The sequence below is a fragment of the Sphingomonas sp. GW821-FHT09B04 genome, assembly GCF_059418285.1.
In genome coordinates this window covers 135473-153780 of the sequence record NZ_JBWKPO010000007.1, presented here as the reverse complement: position 1 = coordinate 153780, position 18308 = coordinate 135473, and the positions used below count along the sequence as shown (strand labels likewise).

Below are 18308 nucleotides of genomic sequence, written 5' to 3'. Positions count from 1 at the left end.
GACGTCTCATCCCTCGGCGATACCTCCACCCTCGCCGACCCCTCCGTCGTCGACGACCTCGTCGCCAACCGCGTGGGGTTGGTACCCGAGTCCGCTCTTGGGACTCGTTCTAGCGCTGACCAATGACAGCTAAGAGGGCGCTAAGCCGCCGTCGGCCCCAACGCCTCGATGACACGGCAATCCGCGATGATGCCGCCCTGGCAGGAATCGATCACGGCCTTGAGTTCGCGCCGCAACGCCATGAGATCGGCAAGCTTGCGATCGACCTCCAGCAGGTGCGTGCGCGCAATCCGGTCGATCCCCGCGCAGTCATGACTCCGGTCATCCGAGAGCCTCAGCAGCGCCCGCACCTGATCGAGCGAAAAACCCAGATCGCGCGCGCGGCGGATGAACGACAGCCGTCCAAGCTCCGCCTCGCCATAGCTGCGATAATTTCCGCTGGTGCGCGGGGGCTTGGGCAACAGTCCGATCTTCTCATAGTAGCGGATCGTCTCGACCTTGGTGCCGGTCGCCTTGCCGAGATCGCCGATCGTCAATGCCATCGCCCGAACCTCACTCCCTGCCGAAGCGGAACCGTATCCCGCCATTGATGACACGCCCGTCGCTCGGCGCCCAGGCATCGACGGTCCAGGACCCGACCGGTGCACGCTGCGGCAACAGCAGCGGGTCCCAGCGCGTCTGGCGCACGTCCAGCAAATTCTCGGCGTTGACGAACAGGCTGACCTTGCCAAGCACCAGCTCGCCCATCAGCCCCAGTTCGACATAGGGTCGGCTGCGCGAGCGATAGGGGTTGTCGTCGATCGACTGGATGCCGGTGTAATAGGCTTCGAGGCCCACCCGTCCCTTGCCGTGCTTCTCCCACATCGCCACCAGCCCGGCGGTGTTGCGCGGGGTCAGTGGCACGCGACGACGCCCCGCGGCATCGGGATCGGGCTCGGTGGCGTCGATATGGACATAGCTGCCGGTCAGCGTGAACGCCTCCCAGCGATAGCGCAGCAGCACCTCGACGCCACGTGTCTTGGTCAGCCCGTCGGCATTGGCCAGCGTGACGCGGGTCGCGGTCAGTTCGCGCAGCTGCACGCTGTTGTCGATGTTGGAGGCGAACAGGCTGACATTCGCCTCAACCGGTCCCTTGGCATAGCCGAAGTCGATTGAGGCGGTGTCGGCGGTTTCGGCCTTGAGCTTGGCATAGGGCACGACGCGCGACAGGCCGTTCGCCTCGATCTCCTCGACGAACGGTGTCGGCGCATAGAAGCCGCGGCCGACCGAGGCCCGGACCGTCCACGGGCCGGGCCGGTAGAGCGCCGATAGCCGCGGGCTGACCCGCGAACCATATTCGCTATGCGCATCCCATCGCGCGCTCGCCGCCAACGTCAGTGCTTCCGTCACTTCGCTCTCGCCCTGCACGAACAGGGCGGGCGCGGTGTAGCTGTAATCGAACGTGGGATAGGCGCGCGATCGATAGCCATCGGCCTGGAACGCCGCGCCGACCAGCCAGTTCGAACGTCCCGCTTCGCCCCCAAGTGATGCTTCGGCAAACCCCGTCCGGTGCCGGTCGCGTTCGCTCGTCGTGCCGAACTGATGCCGATGCGACTGGGTGACGCCCGACGCGCGCAGATAGAGCGTGCCGACGCCCTCAAGCGGAGTCTGCGCGGTCAGCCCCAGGTCGAAGCGCTCACTGTGCTGCGCCTGCACGAACGCCGTGCCATCGGGCGCGGTGCGACCGGGCAGGGTGCCGCCGTCGCGCTGCTCGGTCATCGCGCCGAAGGTCAGCAGCGCCTTCGCGCCTGCGGCACCTTCCCAGAACAGCCGCGGGCGTGCGGTCCAGCGCTCGTAACCGGGCATATCGGCCCAGCCGTCATCGTTCAGGTCCTGTTGCGTTTGGCGGTTGAACCCGGCGGTCAGCGACGCGCTCAGCCCACCGCCGAGCGGCGTCGCGCCATAGGCGGTGACGTCCTGCCCGTCGCGGGTGGTGGCGTTGAGCAGCAATTCGCCCTGCGGCTCCGTGTCCGGCCGCCGCGAGACGAGGTTGATCACGCCACCCAGCGCCGACGGACCATAGAGCGCCGATGCCGCGCCCTTGATCACCTCGACCTGACCCAAATCGGTCGGCGGAATTTGCAGCAGCCCGATCGACGGCGTCTGCCCGCCGTAGAGTGGTAGGCCATCGGCCAGGATCTGGGTGTAGCGCCCCTTCAGCCCCTGCATCCGCACGTTCGATGCGCCCAGCGCGGGCGAGGTCACCTGCACCCGTACACCCGGCGTCTCGCTCACCAGCATCGCGATGTTGCCGGGGGTCATGAGGAGCTTTTCCTCGATCTCCTCGCGATTGATCACATCGACCCGGATCGGCTCGTCCTGCACGCGGCGCCCGGTGCGGGTCGCCTGAACGACGATTTCCTCCCCCTCTTCGGCTTCCTCGCCATGATGTTCCTGCGCCGATGCGCCGGTGGACAGCAGGCTGGCCAGCGCGGTGCTCGTGAGACAGGCAAAACGGAAAGACAAGTCGCAGCTCCCTAAGGCGTGCGGCCGGGACCCGACCGATCAGGAAGTGCGATAGAGGCTGAAGCCACTACAGGGTCAACCCGTGCTTACAACTCCCGCTGATGTCGACATGACTGATGTCAGTATGGCGGAGCGGGGTGTGGTTTGATGCGCCCACCGCAATCCCATCGGAAATATCCGATATGTATTGACCTGCGTGAAAGCATCGGTATTTTTCGATCAATGGATACCGAATCGGCTTTGGCGGCGATGGCCGCACTTGCGCATCCGACACGGCTCGATGCCTTTCGACGACTGATCCGCCACGAGCCTGACGGTCTTCCAACCGGTGCGCTCGTCGAGGCGAGCGGACTGACGCAAAGCACCTTCTCCACACACCTCGCGGTCCTTGCCAGGGCGGGTCTGGTCACCGCCGAGAAGCAGGGGCGGAACCAGATTCAGCGCGCGAACATCGATGCCCTCCGCGCCTTGATGGTCTTCCTGGCCAAGGATTGCTGCCAGGGCCGCGCCGAATTGTGCGAACCGCTGCTTGCCGAACTCATTTGTTGTTGAGGGCGCGCGCCGTGACCGACATCGTCATCTATCATAATCCCGCATGCGGCACGTCGCGCAACACGCTGGCGATGATCCGCAACGCCGGCATTGAGCCGCACGTCATCGAGTATTTGAAGACGCCACCGTCGCGCGCGATGCTGGTCCAGCTGATCGAGCGGGCGGGCCTTTCCCCGCGCGAGCTGCTGCGCGAGAGGGGAACGCCCTATGCGGAGCTCGGCCTCGGCGATACCGGTCTGAGCGATGACGCGCTCATCGACGCGATGCTCCAGCACCCGGTTCTGATCAATCGCCCGCTCGTTGTCTCTCCCCTTGGCGTGCGGCTGTGCCGACCGTCCGAGGCGGTGCTCGATATCCTGTCCCAGCCCCAACAAGCAGCCTTCACCAAGGAGGATGGCGAGCAGGTGATCGACGCTTCCGGCCGGCGAGTCGGCTGATGGGCGCGTTTGAGCGCTATCTCTCGCTATGGGTCGCGCTGTGCATCGTCGCCGGGATTGCGCTGGGCCAAGCTATCCCCGGCGCCTTCGTCGCGATCGCATCGGCCGAGCTCGCCCGCGTCAACCTGGTGGTGGCGGCGCTCATCTGGCTGATGATCGTACCGATGCTGCTGAAGATCGACTTCGGCGCGCTCGGCTCCGTCCGCCAGCATTGGCGAGGCGTGGGCGTCACCTTGTTCGTGAACTGGGCGGTGAAGCCGTTCTCGATGGCTGCGCTTGGAACCCTTTTCCTCGGCTGGCTTTTCGCGCCGCTGCTGCCGGCGGGGGAAATCCCGTCCTACATTGCCGGCCTGATCCTGCTTGCCGCCGCGCCCTGCACGGCGATGGTGTTCGTCTGGTCGAACCTGTGCGACGGCGAGCCAACCTATACCCTGAGCCAGGTGGCGCTGAATGACCTGCTCATGGTCTTCCTGTTCGCGCCGCTGGTCGCGCTGCTGCTCGGCGTGGCGTCTGTAACGGTACCGTGGGGCACGTTGCTCCTGTCGGTCGGACTCTACATCGTCGTACCGGTGATCGTGGCTGCGGCCATCCGGCGCTCCGTGCTGGTATCAGGCGGGCCAGTGGCGCTGGACCGACTCCTGTCCCGGCTGGGGCCACTCTCGCTCGCTGCGCTGCTGGCGACGTTGGTTCTGCTCTTCGGCTTTCAGGGCGAGCGGATCGTCGCGCAGCCGCTTGTCATCGCCCTGATCGCCGTGCCGATCCTCATCCAGGTCTATCTGAATGCGGGCATTGCCTATTGGCTGTCGCGGCGGCTGGGCGTTGACTGGCGTGTCGCGGCGCCATCCGCGCTGATCGGCGCCTCCAACTTCTTCGAACTGGCCGTCGCTGCGGCAATCTCCCTGTTCGGCCTCAACTCGGGTGCCGCGCTCGCCACGGTCGTGGGTGTCCTGGTCGAGGTACCGGTGATGCTGTCGGTGGTGTCGATCGTGAAGCGCACGCGGGGATGGTATGAAAGAAAGGCGCCGGCATGAGCCGTATCCGGATGTTGCCCGATCCCGATCATCTGCCCAACCTCGATCCTGCGTTCGCGCACCGTCGGCCTGCAGTCGACCTGGGGGATGATCAGCCCCCACCGCGCATCCTGCTGCTCTATGGCTCATTGCGCGAGCGGTCCTTCTCTCGTCTCGCCGTGGAGGAGGCCGCACGCCTGCTGCGGTTCTTCGGCGCCGACACGCGGATCTTTGACCCTTTCGACCTGCCGCTGCCCGACCAGCATCCCGGCGACGACCATCCCGCGGTCCATGAACTCCGCACGCTGTCGTTGTGGTCGGAGGGACAGGTTTGGTGCAGCCCCGAGCGCCACGGCGCGATCACCGGGATTATGAAGGCCCAGATCGATCATTTGCCGCTTGAGATGAAGGGCATGCGACCGACGCAGGGTCGCACGCTCGCCGTGATGCAGGTGTCCGGCGGCTCGCAGTCCTTCAACGCGGTCAACACGCTGCGTCTGCTCGGCCGCTGGATGCGGATGCTCACGATCCCCAACCAGTCGTCCGTGGCGACGGCCTATAAGGAGTTCGACGAGCACGGCCGCATGAAACCGTCCAGCTATTATGACCGGATCGTCGACGTGATGGAGGAGCTGGTGCGGATCACGGTTCTGACCCGCCCGCATGCCGCGCAGCTGGTCGATCGATATTCCGAACGCAAGGCTGCGGGGGTTCGTGCATCCGCTGAGGATCATTCAGCCGTCGCGATCGGCCACCGCTGATCGTTTGAGGATCTGATCAGGGTGCTTCGCTGAACCTCGACAAATATTGCCCGCGCTGATGTCGAATGGCTGATTTCGGGAAATGGTTCAGGTCAAACGAATGACCGATTTGAGGGCGCATTGCAGAGGTCGCCCGGCCTTCCGCCAGATCACGATCATACTCATTCTAATCTCGGCGCCGGATACCCGATCCGCGATCCTGATCTTGACCAGGTCACGGCCGCGTAGCTTGCTTTCGATCGGCAGACCGAACAGCGCCCTCTCCACAGCCTGAATTGGCCGCCGGATGAGCGGCAACCTCGACGATCGCCAATTTATTTCGCGAACAGGTAAACCGGCGCTTGTTTCGATTACGAAACATATTCCAACGTATTCAATGACATCGATTGAAGGCAACGGATTTCTGCCATTTGGGACAGGGCTCCACCCCCATATGGGATATTGACTCAGTTTCGTTGTGTGTTGTCGGTCCCCGCAGGGGGAAATTGACATGGTCCGAAATACCGATTCGCTCGCAATCCCGAGCGCTGCTCAGCGCAAAGTGAAGCGTAGCGGCCCCTATCGGACCCGAACCGCGCTGGCCGGCGGCCTGGCCGCGACAATCCTGCTCGCCCTGCCCGCAGCCGCGCAGACGACATATGGCGGCCGGGGTGGACAAGGCAACGCTCCGGGATCCCCGGCAGGCGGCACCAGCAACGGCACCGGCGCGGGCGGCACCGGCAACACGGCCGGCGAAAACTATGAGGGTGCGGGCGGCGGCGGCGCAGGCGCGACCGGCGGGGCCGGAGGCGCCGCATGGAACGGAACCCCGGGCGGCGCCGGCGGCGCGACGGCGGGCGCTTCGGGCGACAACGGCACGGGCGGTGGCATTGGCAGCCGGGCAAGTGGCGGCGGCGGCGGCGCCCATGGCGCCGTTCTCTCCGGCGCGCCGGGCGTTGCGGTGACCGGCGGCCATGGCGGCAATGGCGGCAGTTCGGCCGACGGCGATGGCGGCGGCGGCGGCGCGGGTGGCTATGGCGCAGTGACGACCGGCACCGGGACGATCTTCTTCAACTACGCCATCACCGGCGGCAATGGCGGCAACGGCGGCGGCGGCTATTTCTACGGTGGCAGCGGCGGCGATGGCGGCATCGGCCTGCTGCTCACCGGCGCCGGCACCACCGTCTCGATCAGCGGCGCGGTCAACGGCGGCAATGGCGGCAACGCAGGCGCTTTCGTTGGCCCCGGCTTCGGCAATGGCGACAATGGCGCCGGCGGCATCGGCCTGGTCGCCAGCGACGTCAACATCGTCCTCCACGCCACGATCCGCGGAGGCGTATCCGGCAATGGCGTCACACGCGCGCTGGCGATGCGGCTGGGCGGCGCCAACCAGATCGCACTCGCCAGCGGCTGGGGCGTGGTCGGCGGCATCGAGCTCGCCGGGGGCAGCCTGGAGTTCGTCCAGGGCAACAACCAGAGCCTGGCCAACGAGATTCTCGGCACCGGCAAGCTGATCAAGAGCAGCATCGGCACGCTGACGCTGACCGGCGCCAACAGCTATTCGGGCGGCACTGAGATCCGCGGCGGCACGCTCATCCAGGGCAGCGCGAACGCGCTCGGCAGCGGCAACATCGCCCTCAATGGCGGCACGCTGAACCTGTTCGCCTATGATCTGGCGCTGAGCCGTATCTCGGGCACCGGCAGCATCACCAGCAGCGCCGGCGGCAAGCTGACCCAAACCAGCGGGTCGAGCATTTTCGGGAGCGATACGGGTACGATCACCAGCAGCGCCGGCATCGTGGTCGGTGCCGGCGCCACGCTGACGCTGCTCGGCAACAATGACCTTACCGGCGGCATCACCGTGTCCGGCACGCTTCGGATCGGCGCGAGCGGCGCCGCAGGTACCAACAACACCATCACCACCACCGGATCGGTGATCAGCTATGCCAATGGTGTCGACAATGGCGCGGCGATCCAGATTGCCTCCAACACCACGCAGCTCGAGGTGCTGGCCGCCAATGTCGCGACCCAGAGCGGCGCGATCGGCGAAGATCAACCGGGACGTGGGTTTGAGAAGATCGGCACCGGCAGGCTGATCCTCACCGGTGCCAGCAGCTATACCGGCACGACCACGCTCACCGCCGGCAGCCTGCAGATCGGCAATGGCGGCACCAGCGGTACGCTGGGCAGCGGCCAGACCAGCCTCGCCGCCGGCACCGAGCTGGTGTTCAACCGCTCGGACACGATCGTCGCCGCCAGCCAGATCATCGGCGACGGCCAGCTGCGCAAGCTCGGCGGGGGCCAGCTGACGCTGAACGGCGCTAACAGCTACACGGGCGGGACGATCGTCGAGGCGGGAACGCTGGGGCTCGGCCACGTCACGGCCGCCGGCACCGGGAGGATCTGGCTCCGCGACGGCACCACCCTCCGCAACACGACGACGGGCTCCACCGTCTTCTTCGACAATGCGATCCGGATCGACGCCGGCGAAACCGCGACGATCAACGGCAACACCGTTGGCGGCGCTGCCCTGAACGGCGCGATCACCGGCGGCGGCGACCTCATCTTCACCGGCCTCGTCGCGTTGACCGGCACCAGCGGCTACGGCACCACGACGGTCAACAGCAATTCGGAGCTGCTGGCCGGCTACCAGACGAGGGGGACACTCGGAACCGGCAATGTCACCAACTATGGCCTGCTGACCTTCGGGCGGACGGACACGGTGACCGTGTCGAACGTGATCAGCGGCACCGGAGACGTGAGGAAGCGAAACGGCGGGGTGGTGATCCTGACCGGCGACAATGACTATACCGGTATCACCACCATCAACACCGGCAGTACCATCCAGGTGGGCGATGGCGGCACCACCGGCACGCTCGGCACCGGCGACGTCACCAATCATGGCACCCTGATCTTCAACCGGGGCGACGATATCACCGTCGCCAACACGATCAGTGGCGGCGGCACGCTGACCAAGCAGGGCGCGGGCATGCTGACGCTCACCGGCAGCAACGGCTATTCCGGCCTGACCACGATCTCTGCGGGCACGCTCCAGGTGGGCAATGGCGGCACCACCGGTACGCTGGGCAGCGGCGGCGTCGTCAATGACAGCGTGCTGGTCTTCAACCGATCGGACGACCTCGCCGTCGCCAACGCCATCACCGGCATCGGCAGCCTGACCAAGCTGGGCGGCGGCGTGCTGACGCTGAGCGGCAACAACGGCTATCTCGGCAATACCACGATCAGCGACGGCACGCTGCGGCTCGGCAGCGCTACCGCGCATGACAATGGTAATATCGTACTCGACGGCGGCACGCTGGACGTGGGCAACGTCGCCTTCCGCCTCGCCAGTCTTGGCGGCGGCAACGGCACGATCGCCGCTTCCGGCACCGGCAGCCTGAGCGTCGGCGCAGGCGAGGCAGTGACGTTCGGCAGCACCGGCAATTCGATCGACTCCGACGTCATGCTGACCATCGCCCCGACCGGCGCGCTGACGCTGCTCGGCAACAACGGGCTGACCGGTGGGATCACGCTCGCCGGCCGGCTGGTGATCGGCGAAAGCGGCGCAGCGGGCGGCGTGGACAATACGATCTTCACGATCGGATCGGTGATCAGCTATGCCAATGGTGTCGACAATGGCACCGCGATCCTGCTCGGGTCGGATACGACCCAGCTCGAAGTGCTGGGTACCGATATCGCTACCCAGAGCGGCACGATCAGCCAGGCTCTGCAGAGCCGCGGATTCGAGAAGACCGGCACGGGCACGCTGATCCTGACCGCGACCGACAACAGCTATACGGGCGCCACGACGGTTTCCGCGGGCACGCTGGGGCTGGGCAACGACAGCGCCGCCGGCACCGGCGCCCTCAATCTCGCCAACAACACCACGCTGCTCAATGTCTCGTGCGGCTGTGCCGCGCTGACGCTCACCAACGCGATCCAGATCGCGCTCGGCGGCACCGCGACGATCGATAGCGACGGCTATGAAACCGTGCTCGCGGGCAACATCACCGGCGGCAATCTGGTCTTCGCCGACACCTTTGGCGGCGGCACCACCTACCTCACTGGCGCCAACAGCTATGGCGACACGCGGGTCGGCACCGGCGCGACGCTGATGGTCGGCGACGGCGGCACCACCGGCAGCCTCGGCACGGGCGCGATCACCGTCGACGCCCTCGCCATGCTCGCCTTCAACCGCTCGGACGTTGTGACGCTGTCCAGCGCGGTGGCCGGCGACGGCTTCCTCGGCCAGTTCGGCACCGGAACGCTGATCCTCACCGCCGACAACAGCTATACCGGCGGCACGGTCCTCCTCGATCCGACCGGCACGCTTCAGGTGGGCGATGGCGGCACCACCGGTTCGCTGGGCAACGGCCCGGTCTTCATGGCCGGCGGCACGCTGGTCTTCAACCGTTCGAACGACATCAACTTCGCCGGCAGTATCGCGGGCGACGGCAGGATCACCAAGCTCGGTGCGGGTACGCTGACGCTGACCGGCGACAATCTCAACGGCGCCTCCGGTCCGTATGTCGGAGCCTTCTCGATCCAGGCCGGAACGCTGGCGATCGGCGAATTCGGCCTCGGCGCGAGCCAGCTGGTTGAGATCGACAATGGCGCGACGCTGAAGGCGTTCGAAGACAGCTATGCCGGGGACGTCGCGATCCTGTCGGGTGGCGGCACGATCGATACCGACAGCTACACCTTCGAGATGATCGGCGCGCTCGACCTTCAGGGCGAATTGACCAAGACCGGCACGGGCACACTGCTGCTCGGAGACGTCAACGAGGAAGGCCAGGGCGCCGGCGGGATCAACGTCACCGCGGGCACACTCGGTCTAGGCAGCGATTTCGCGGCGGGCACCGGGCTGATCAAGCTGGCCAGCGGCACCACCCTGCTCAACGCCGCCTGCGGCTGCGCCCGCCTCGACATCGACAACGACATCCAGGTCGCGATCGGCGGCGCGGCGACCTTCGACGGCGGCGGCAACAACACCGACCTGAACGGCGCGATCAGCGGCGGCGACATCCATTTCACCACCAGCCTCTCCGCTCCGTTCGCGGGGAGCATCTTCCGGCTCAATGGCGCGAACAGCTATGGCGCGACCCGGATCGGCCCCAATGTCGCGCTGATCGTCTATGACGGCAAACTGGGCACCGGCGACGTCACCTTCGACGCAGCTGCATCGGACCCGACGACGCCCGCCGCGCTCGTCTTCCAGAACGCCACCGATTACAGCTTTGCCGGCAGGATCATCGGCAACGGGATCGTCAGCGTCGAATCCGATCCCGGCACTTCGGTGACCCTGACCGGCTCGAACACCGCGACCGACAATTTCACCGGATCGGTAGACGTGATCAGCGGCCGGCTGGTGATCAACGGCAGCTTCGGCGACGTGGTGGGCAACACCGCCCGCATGACACTGAGCGGCGGCGCGCTGGGCGGCAGCGGCACGTTCCACGGCAGCGTCGCGCTCGACAACACCACGCTGTCTCCGGGCAACAGCCCGGGCACGCTCAACATCGCCGGTAATCTGACCCTCGGCGCCGGCACCATCCTGAATTTCGAGCTGGGCGCGCCCGGCGTGGTGGGCGGGGCCAGCAACGATCTGGTCAATGTCGGCGGCAACCTGACGCTCGACGGCACACTCAACACCATCGCCTGGGGCGCCGGCTATGGCCCGGGCTATTACCGCCTGTTCAACTATGGCGGCACGCTGACCGACAATGGCCTCACCATCGGAACAGTTGCTGGCGGGCTCGGCACTCAGATCCTCACCAATATCGGCGGTCAGGTGAACCTGCGCCTCGGCGGCTCCCAGGCTATTCTGTATTGGGACGGCGCCGACATGGGCACGACCGCCGGCGTCGCCGGCGGCGCAGGCACCTGGAACGGCACGAACACCAACTGGACCGGCCCGACCGGCTTCGCGATCAACGACGCCTGGCAGAGCCAGGTCGGTGTGTTCGCCGGCGCGGCCGGCGGCACCGTCACCGTCGACGGCAACCAGAGTTTCGAGGAGCTGCGCTTCGAGACCAATGGCTATGTGCTGCGCCCGGCGGACGGAAGCGCGCGGCTGAACACCACTGGCGGCTTCTCGATCATCGATGTCTCGAGCGGCGTCACCGCCGACATCGGCGTGATCATCCAGGGCGGCGCAGGCCTCGACAAGACCGGCGCCGGCACGCTGATCCTCTCAGCGGTCAACAGCTATAGCGGCGCGACCGACGTCGCCGCCGGCACGCTGCGGCTAGGAATCAACAACGCGCTCACCGACCCGACCGCGCTCACTGTCCAGGCGGGCGCCACTTTCGACCTTAACGGCTTCCAGACGCATGTCGGATCGCTCGCGGGCGCGGGCACGGTTACCCTCAACAACGGCCGGCTCGACACGGGCTACAACAACACCTCGACGATCTTCAGCGGCACAGTGACGGGCGCCGATGGCGGTGCATCTGTCTTCACCAAGAATGGTGGCGGCACGCTGACCCTGGACGGCACCGTCGCATTGGGCAATGGCGGCGGCGTTCTGAACTCCTTCGGCCAGATCAATGCGGGCACGCTCCAGCTCGCGAGCACCGGCAGCTTCAGCGCCGATTTGATCCAGAATTTCTCGACGATCGAGAACAGCGGCACGATCGAGGCCTTCTCCAATTTCCAGACCTTCGGCACGGTGACCAACAACGTCACCGGCGTGATCAAGGGCAACACCCAGAATTTCAGCACCTTCGACAATTACGGGACGACGGGCGGGCTACAGTCGCTCGGCGGCGTCGCGACCAACTACAGCACGGGCGTCATCAACGGCAACGTCCAGACCTTCGCCAGCTTCATCAGCACGGGCATCATCAACGGCTCGATCAGCAACTTCGCCACGGCGCTGATCAAGAACCAGGTCAATGGCGAGATCGGCAACTTCCAGGTCGGCGCGACCGTGACGCTCACCGGCACGGTGACCGGCATCACCAACTACCAGGGCGTGCAAGGTGCCCTGCTCGACCTCGCTGGTTTCGACACGACGGTCGGCGCGCTCAACGGCGGCGGCGCGATCCAGCTCGGCGCGGCGACGCTGACGGTGGACAGCAGCCGCCCCTTCTCCTCCTTCAGCGGCACGATCTCCGGCAGCGGCGGCCTGATCAAGACCGGCACGGGCGAACAGATCCTGGGCGGGCTGAACGACTATACCGGTGCCACCGCGGTCAACGGAGGTACCCTCAACCTCGACTTCGGCGGCGCGCTGACCAGCGACGTGACGGTCGCGAACGGCGCCAGCTTCATCAATAGCGGCACCCTCACCGGCCTCACCACCAACGGCGGGACGCTGACCGGCTCAGGCGTTTTCAACGGCGCGCTGGCGCTGGTCAATTTGAGCGGCGGTACCGCCACGCTTGGCGGCCAGGCCAATGGCGCGGTCCAGAACAGCGGCACGTTCAATGCCAGCGGCGTCACCGGGATCACTGGCTTCAGCCAAGCCGCAGGTGGCCAGCTCAACCTCATCGCCGATCTCGCGCTGGGTTCGCTGAGCGGCGCGGGCGGCGTCAATCTCGACTTCTACACGCTGACCGTGGGCGCGAGCGGCGCCAACACCAGTTTCGACGGCGCGATCGCCGGCAATGGCGGGCTGACCAAGACCGGCGCCGGGGTGTTCACGCTGACCGGTACCAACAGCCATAGCGGCGCGACGCTGATCAACGGCGGCACGCTGCAACTGGCCAGCACCGGCACGATCGCCGGGGAAGTGATCAACAACGCCGCATTGGTTTCGATAGGGACGCTGAACGGCGGACTGACCAACAACGGCATCGCGGTGCTGGGGAATGTGGTGAACGGGCTGGTCCGGAACCAGTCCGGCACCATTTCGCTGTCCAGCGACGTGACCGGCACCGGGCAGTTCAACCAGTCGAGCGGCGCGCTGTTCGATCTCGCGCTCAGGAATGCCAGCTTCGGCTCGCTTAGCGGTGAAGGCACTGTCGATCTGCGCAGCGGCCGGCTTACCATCGGCAGCGACGACACGAACACGAGCTTCGCCGGCACGATCACCGGCTCGGGCGGTATCACCAAGACCGGCGACGGCACGATGACGCTGACCGGCGTCAGCAACTATGGTGGCACGACCTCCATCAACCAGGGTACGCTGTCCTTGGGAGACGGCGGCGCGATCGGCGGCGGGCTGATCGCGAACAACGGCACGCTCGACTTCAACGGATCGATCGACCGGAGCTTCGGCAACACGATCAGCGGCAGCGGGAACCTGACCAAGAACGGTACCGGCCTGCTCGTCCTCACCGGCGCCAACGGCTATAATGGTGGCACCCAGGTGTTTGGCGGCGTGGTCGGCTTCAACAATGGCCAGGCGCTGGGCAGCGGCAATGTCGAGCTGATCGACGGCACCGGACTGCGCAACGTGCAGGCAGGCGCGGTGACGCTGGCGAATGGCGTCCATGTGAGTACCGGCACTGCGATGCTGGAAGGCGTGAACGGATCGAGCACCGCGCTGACCGGATCGATCAGCGGCGGCGATGTCCGCTTCGCGGTGTCGGGCGTGGGCACGGCCAGCTTCACGCTGGATGGCGCCAACAGCTATCGCGACACGCAGATCGGTGCCGGTGCGGCGGTCAACGTGGCGGGCGGCACGCTGGGCACAGGCAATGTCGCGCTGACCGATGCAAGCGCATCGCTTACCTTCGCCACTGCCGGCAACTACAGCTATGGCGGGGTGATTTCCGGCAATGGCCAGATCGGCGTGAACACCGCGGCCGGCGCGGGCATCACCCTGACCGCTTCGAACGACGCCATGCAGAACTTCACCGGTACCGTGACGGTAGACAGCGGCCAATTGACGCTCAACGGCGCCTTTGGCGACGTGGTGGGCAACACCGCCAGCCTGACGCTGAACGGCGGTTCGCTGGGCGGCGGCGGCACGTTCCATGGCGACGTCACCGTGACGAGCGGTACGCTTTCGCCCGGTAACAGCCCGGGTACGCTCAACATCGGCGGCAACCTGAACCTCGGCGCCGGGACCATTCTGAATTTCGAGCTGGGCAAGGCCGGTACACCCGGCGGCACGAACAACGATCTGGTCAATGTCGGCGGCAACCTCACGCTCGACGGCACGCTCAACGTCACCGCCCTGCCCGGCTTTGGCGAGGGCTATTACCGGCTGTTCAACTATGGCGGCACGCTGACCGATAACGGCCTGCTCTTCGGCGCGATGCCGGCCGGCTACACGACCAACCTGCTCACCAATATCGGCGGTCAGGTGAACATCCTGTTCGCCAGCAGCCCTCAGGCGATCCAATATTGGGATGGCACCGACCTCACCGGCAGTACTGCGGGCATCAACGGCGGCGCAGGCACCTGGAGCAGCACCGGCACCAACTGGACCGCGCCGACCGGCTATGCGGTCAACGACAGCTGGCGCGGTCAGGTCGCGGTGTTCGGCGGTGCGGCTGGCGGCAATGTGACCGTGCAGGGCGTCCAGTCCTTCCAGGAGTTGCGCTTCCGAACCGGCGGCTATGTGATTGCGGGCGCGACGGCGGCGGACGGGCTGGCGACCACCGGGGGCTTCTCGGTGATCGACGTCAGCAACCGCGTGGATAGCCGGATCGACGCGATCATCTCCGGCACCGGCGGGCTGACCAAGACCGGCAGCGGCACGCTGACTCTTGGCGGCGCGAACAGCTATGCCGGCGTCACCACGGTTTCCGGCGGCACGCTGGCACTGGCCGCGAGCGGTTCGCTCGCGGGCGCGGTGCAGAACGATGCGACGTTCACTAATGCCGGCACCGTCGCGGGTCTGGTGACTAACACCGGCACGCTGACGAGCACCGGCACATTGGCAGGCGGTCTGAATAACAGCGGCGCGGCGTCGCTCGCTGGCACGGTGACCGGCGCGATCGCGAACAGTGGAACGATCGAGCTGACCGGCACCACCACCGGTATCGGCGCGGTGACGCAGGTGGCGGGCGGCCGCATCGCATTGGATGGCTTCAGCACCAGCTTCGGCAGCCTGACGGGCACCGGTGCGGTGAACCTGGGCAGCGCCACGCTGACGCTCGGCGGCGACAACAGCAGCACCAGCTTCAGCGGCATCGTTTCGGGCAGCGGTGGACTGACCAAGACGGGCACGGGCACCTTCACCCTTACCGGCACCAATAACTATACCGGCACCACCACTGTGAGCGCAGGCACGCTCCAGCTGAGCAGCAGCGGGAAAATCGCCGGCGCGGTGCTGAACAACACGACCTTCAACAATGCCGGCACGGTTGTCCGGTTGGTGACCAACAACGCCACGCTCAACAGCACCGGCACGCTCTCGGGTGGGCTGGCCAATGGCGGCGCGGCCACGCTTTCCGGTGTGCTGACCGGCGCAGTCTCGAACAGCGGCACGATCACCCTCGCCGGCGCCATCGCCGGTATCGACGCAGTGACTCAGGCGGCGGGTGGCAGCATCGCGCTGAACGGGTTCGATACCCGGTTCGGCAGCCTCGCCGGCACGGGCACGATCAGCAACGGCGGCGGGACGCTGGCCGTGGGCGAAAACAGCGGCTCGACCAGCTTCGGAGGGGTGATCTCGGGCAGCGGCGCGCTGATCAAGGCCGGCTTCGGCACGTTCACGCTGACGGGGGCCAACACCTATACCGGTCTCACCACGGTAAGCGCCGGCATTCTGGCGCTGGATACGAGCGGCAGCCTGGCCGGCAATGTGCTCAACCAGTCGAGCTTCATCAATGCGGGTACCGTAACCGGCATGGTGCGGAATGACGGCACACTGGACAGCTCGGGCACAATCAGCGGCGGCCTGCTCAACAACGGCAACGCCAGGCTCGCCGGCACGATCGGCACCGGTATCGTCAACAACGGCAGAATCATGCTGAACGGCGCGACGACGGCTGCAGCGCTGCAACAGGGGGCAACCGGCAGCTTCAATCTCACAGGCTTCGACACGTCGGTCGGCACGCTGAACGGGTCGGGCACGATCACCCTCGGTAGGGGCACCCTCACGATCGGTGCGGGCAACGGCAATTCGTCGTTCGCCGGCACAATCTCCGGCAGCGGCGGCCTGACCAAGACCGGCACGGGCGCGCTAGTGCTCACCGGCGCAGCGCGCCAGACCGACGGCACCACCATTTCGGCCGGCACGCTACAGATCGGCAATGGCGGCACCAGCGGCTCGATCGAGGGGGCGATCGTCAACAATGGCCTGCTCGTGCTCAACCGCGGCGACGTGGTGACGCTGGCGAATGCCATCTCCGGCACCGGTGGCTTCGTCCAGGCGGGCACCGGCACGACCACGCTCACTGGCGCCAACAGCTATACCGGCGGCACGCTGGTGTCGGCCGGGCGGCTGCGCGGCGACGCGGCTTCGCTCAAGGGCGATATCCGGACCGACGCGGCGCTTGAATTCGCGCAGGCCGCCAATGGCAGCTATACTGGCCGCCTGATCGGCGCAGGCCTGTTCGAGAAGAGTGGGATCGGCGTCCTGTCGCTGACGGGTGACAGTTCGGGTCTTACCGGCGCCACCCGGGTCCTGAGCGGTACGCTGGCGGTCAACGGCCTGCTCTCGCGTTCGATCGTTACCATCGGCAATGGCGCAACGCTGGGCGGCACCGGCACGGTCGGCGGCATCATCGCGCAGAGCAGCGCTACAGTGGCGCCGGGCAACAGCGTCGGCACGCTCAATGTTAGCGGCAACGTCCTGTTCCAGGCGGGTTCGCTGTTCGCCGCCGAAGTTCAGCCAAGCGGCAGCGACAAGATCCTCGCCACCGGCACGGCACAGCTGGGCGGCACGCTGGCACTGCTCAACCTGGGCGGGACCTACGCCTTCAACAGCGTCTATGTGCTGCTCCGCGCCGATTCCGGAGTGACCGGCACCTTCAATGTTACCGGCCTCAACAGCTTCGGCATCATCTTCCGGCCGAAGATCATCTACACCGCGAGCGAAGTGCAGCTGATGCTCGCGCCCAACCGGCTGACGGACGTGCTGGGCAACCTGCCGCTCAGCTACAATCAGACCAGCACGATCAGCCGGATCGATGCGGCGGTCGTCGCCGGATATGATCCCACACCGATCGCAGGGCTCTACAATCTGGCGCCCGCCGAGATCCCCGCAGCGCTCGATCAGCTTTCAGGCGAAGTCTATGCCTCCGCCACCCGCGCGGTGCTGGAGGATGAGCGGTCAGTGCGTGAAGCCGCACTCGGCAGGCTGGGTGCAGCCGCCGATGTCGGGCTTTCGGGCACGGGCGGCTGGGGCCAGATGCTCGGCAGCTGGGGCAGCGCCAATGGCGACGGCAATGCCGCGGGCTATGATGTGGACCGCACCGGCTTCATGATGGGCGTCGATACTGGCGCCGCGACCGAGGAAGGCTCGTGGCGTGCTGGCCTGATGGGGCATCATGCCCGCATCACCGTGTCGGTGGATGCCCGCGCCAGCCGGGCCGAGATCGATCGCAGCGGGGCCGGCGTCTATTTCGGCCTCGATCTGAAGGGGTGGCGCATCAATGCAGGCGCAAGCTATTCGTGGCTCGATCTCGATGCAAAGCGCCAGGTGAATGTCGCAGGCATCGCCGACAGCCTGCGCGGCAAGACCAAGGGCAAGATGATCCAGGCTTTTGGCGAGATCGCCTATCGGATCGATGCCGGCGGCCAGGGCTTTATCGCGCCCTATCTCGCCGGCAGCATCACCCGGGTCGAGTTCGATGTTTTCAAGGAAGTCGGAGGCCCTGCGGCGCTAGTGGCACGGGATCAGAAGAGTGTGTTCGGCATTGCCGAGTTCGGTCTGCGCGGCGAAGGCGCGCTGGGCCGCGGCGTGCGCCTCGGCGGCAATGTTGGCCTGCGCCACGCCATGGGCGACCGCGCCGCCGAGCCGGTCCTGGCGCTGGCAGCGGCGCCGGGCCAGGCCTTTGCAGTGCGTTCGTCCGAGATGGACAGCCTCTCGGTCGTCACGAACCTCGACCTGACCGCCGATATCAGCGACTCGCTGAGCTTGCGCTTCGGTTATACCGGCGTGCGGGGGTCTGCAGCGCGCGAACACGGCGCCCGTGCCACGATCAGCCTTAGGTTCTGAT

The 18308-nt window shown here is 66.4% G+C and carries 7 protein-coding genes; 5 read left to right on the top strand and 2 right to left on the bottom strand.

The genetic code is table 11. The annotated features are described in order from the left end of the window. Nucleotides 1-140: 140 nt before the first annotated feature. Together AC07NK_RS19955 and AC07NK_RS19950 are read right to left on the bottom strand one after the other, a co-directional pair. Nucleotides 141-542, bottom strand: a complete 402-nt coding sequence (locus tag AC07NK_RS19955) for a MerR family transcriptional regulator (RefSeq protein ID WP_495172380.1) — start codon at nt 540-542, stop codon at nt 141-143. Between the two features lie 10 nt (nt 543-552). Further along, nucleotides 553-2505, bottom strand: a complete 1953-nt coding sequence (locus tag AC07NK_RS19950; protein WP_495172379.1) for a TonB-dependent receptor plug domain-containing protein — start codon at nt 2503-2505, stop codon at nt 553-555. 222 nt (nt 2506-2727) lie between these two features. Here AC07NK_RS19950 and AC07NK_RS19945 point away from each other — a divergent pair, with 222 nt between their 5' ends. The 5 genes from AC07NK_RS19945 to AC07NK_RS19925 all read left to right on the top strand — a co-directional run bounded on the left by AC07NK_RS19945 (nt 2728) and on the right by AC07NK_RS19925 (nt 18307). Next, nucleotides 2728-3057: an ArsR/SmtB family transcription factor gene (locus tag AC07NK_RS19945; protein WP_495172378.1), complete on the top strand. Its 330-nt coding sequence runs from the start codon at nt 2728-2730 to the stop codon at nt 3055-3057. A gap of 11 nt (nt 3058-3068) precedes the next feature. Then, nucleotides 3069-3494, top strand: coding sequence for an arsenate reductase (glutaredoxin) (gene arsC, locus AC07NK_RS19940; protein ID WP_495172377.1), 426 nt, complete (start codon nt 3069-3071; stop codon nt 3492-3494). Continuing rightward, nucleotides 3494-4525, top strand: coding sequence for an ACR3 family arsenite efflux transporter (gene arsB, locus AC07NK_RS19935; RefSeq protein WP_495172376.1), 1032 nt, complete (start codon nt 3494-3496; stop codon nt 4523-4525). Before arsC ends, arsB begins: the two co-directional genes overlap by 1 nt. Next, on the top strand, nt 4522-5265 hold the full coding sequence (gene arsH, locus AC07NK_RS19930) for an arsenical resistance protein ArsH (protein WP_495172375.1): 744 nt from the start codon (nt 4522-4524) through the stop codon (nt 5263-5265). The genes arsB and arsH overlap by 4 nt, the downstream gene beginning before the upstream one ends. Nucleotides 5266-5755: 490 nt before the next feature. After that, nucleotides 5756-18307: an autotransporter-associated beta strand repeat-containing protein gene (locus AC07NK_RS19925; protein ID WP_495172374.1), complete on the top strand. Its 12552-nt coding sequence runs from the start codon at nt 5756-5758 to the stop codon at nt 18305-18307. Nucleotide 18308 lies beyond the last annotated feature (1 nt).

Bases quoted from the DNA above. Each gene is read 5' to 3' on its own strand.
- arsB (WP_495172376.1), top strand. From the start codon at position 3,494: ATGGGCGCGTTTGAGCGCTATCTCTCGCTATGGGTCGCGCTGTGCATC.
- AC07NK_RS19955 (WP_495172380.1), bottom strand. From the start codon at position 542: ATGGCATTGACGATCGGCGATCTCGGCAAGGCGACCGGCACCAAGGTC.
- AC07NK_RS19925 (WP_495172374.1), top strand. From the start codon at position 5,756: ATGGTCCGAAATACCGATTCGCTCGCAATCCCGAGCGCTGCTCAGCGC.
- arsH (WP_495172375.1), top strand. From the start codon at position 4,522: ATGAGCCGTATCCGGATGTTGCCCGATCCCGATCATCTGCCCAACCTC.
- AC07NK_RS19945 (WP_495172378.1), top strand. From the start codon at position 2,728: ATGGATACCGAATCGGCTTTGGCGGCGATGGCCGCACTTGCGCATCCG.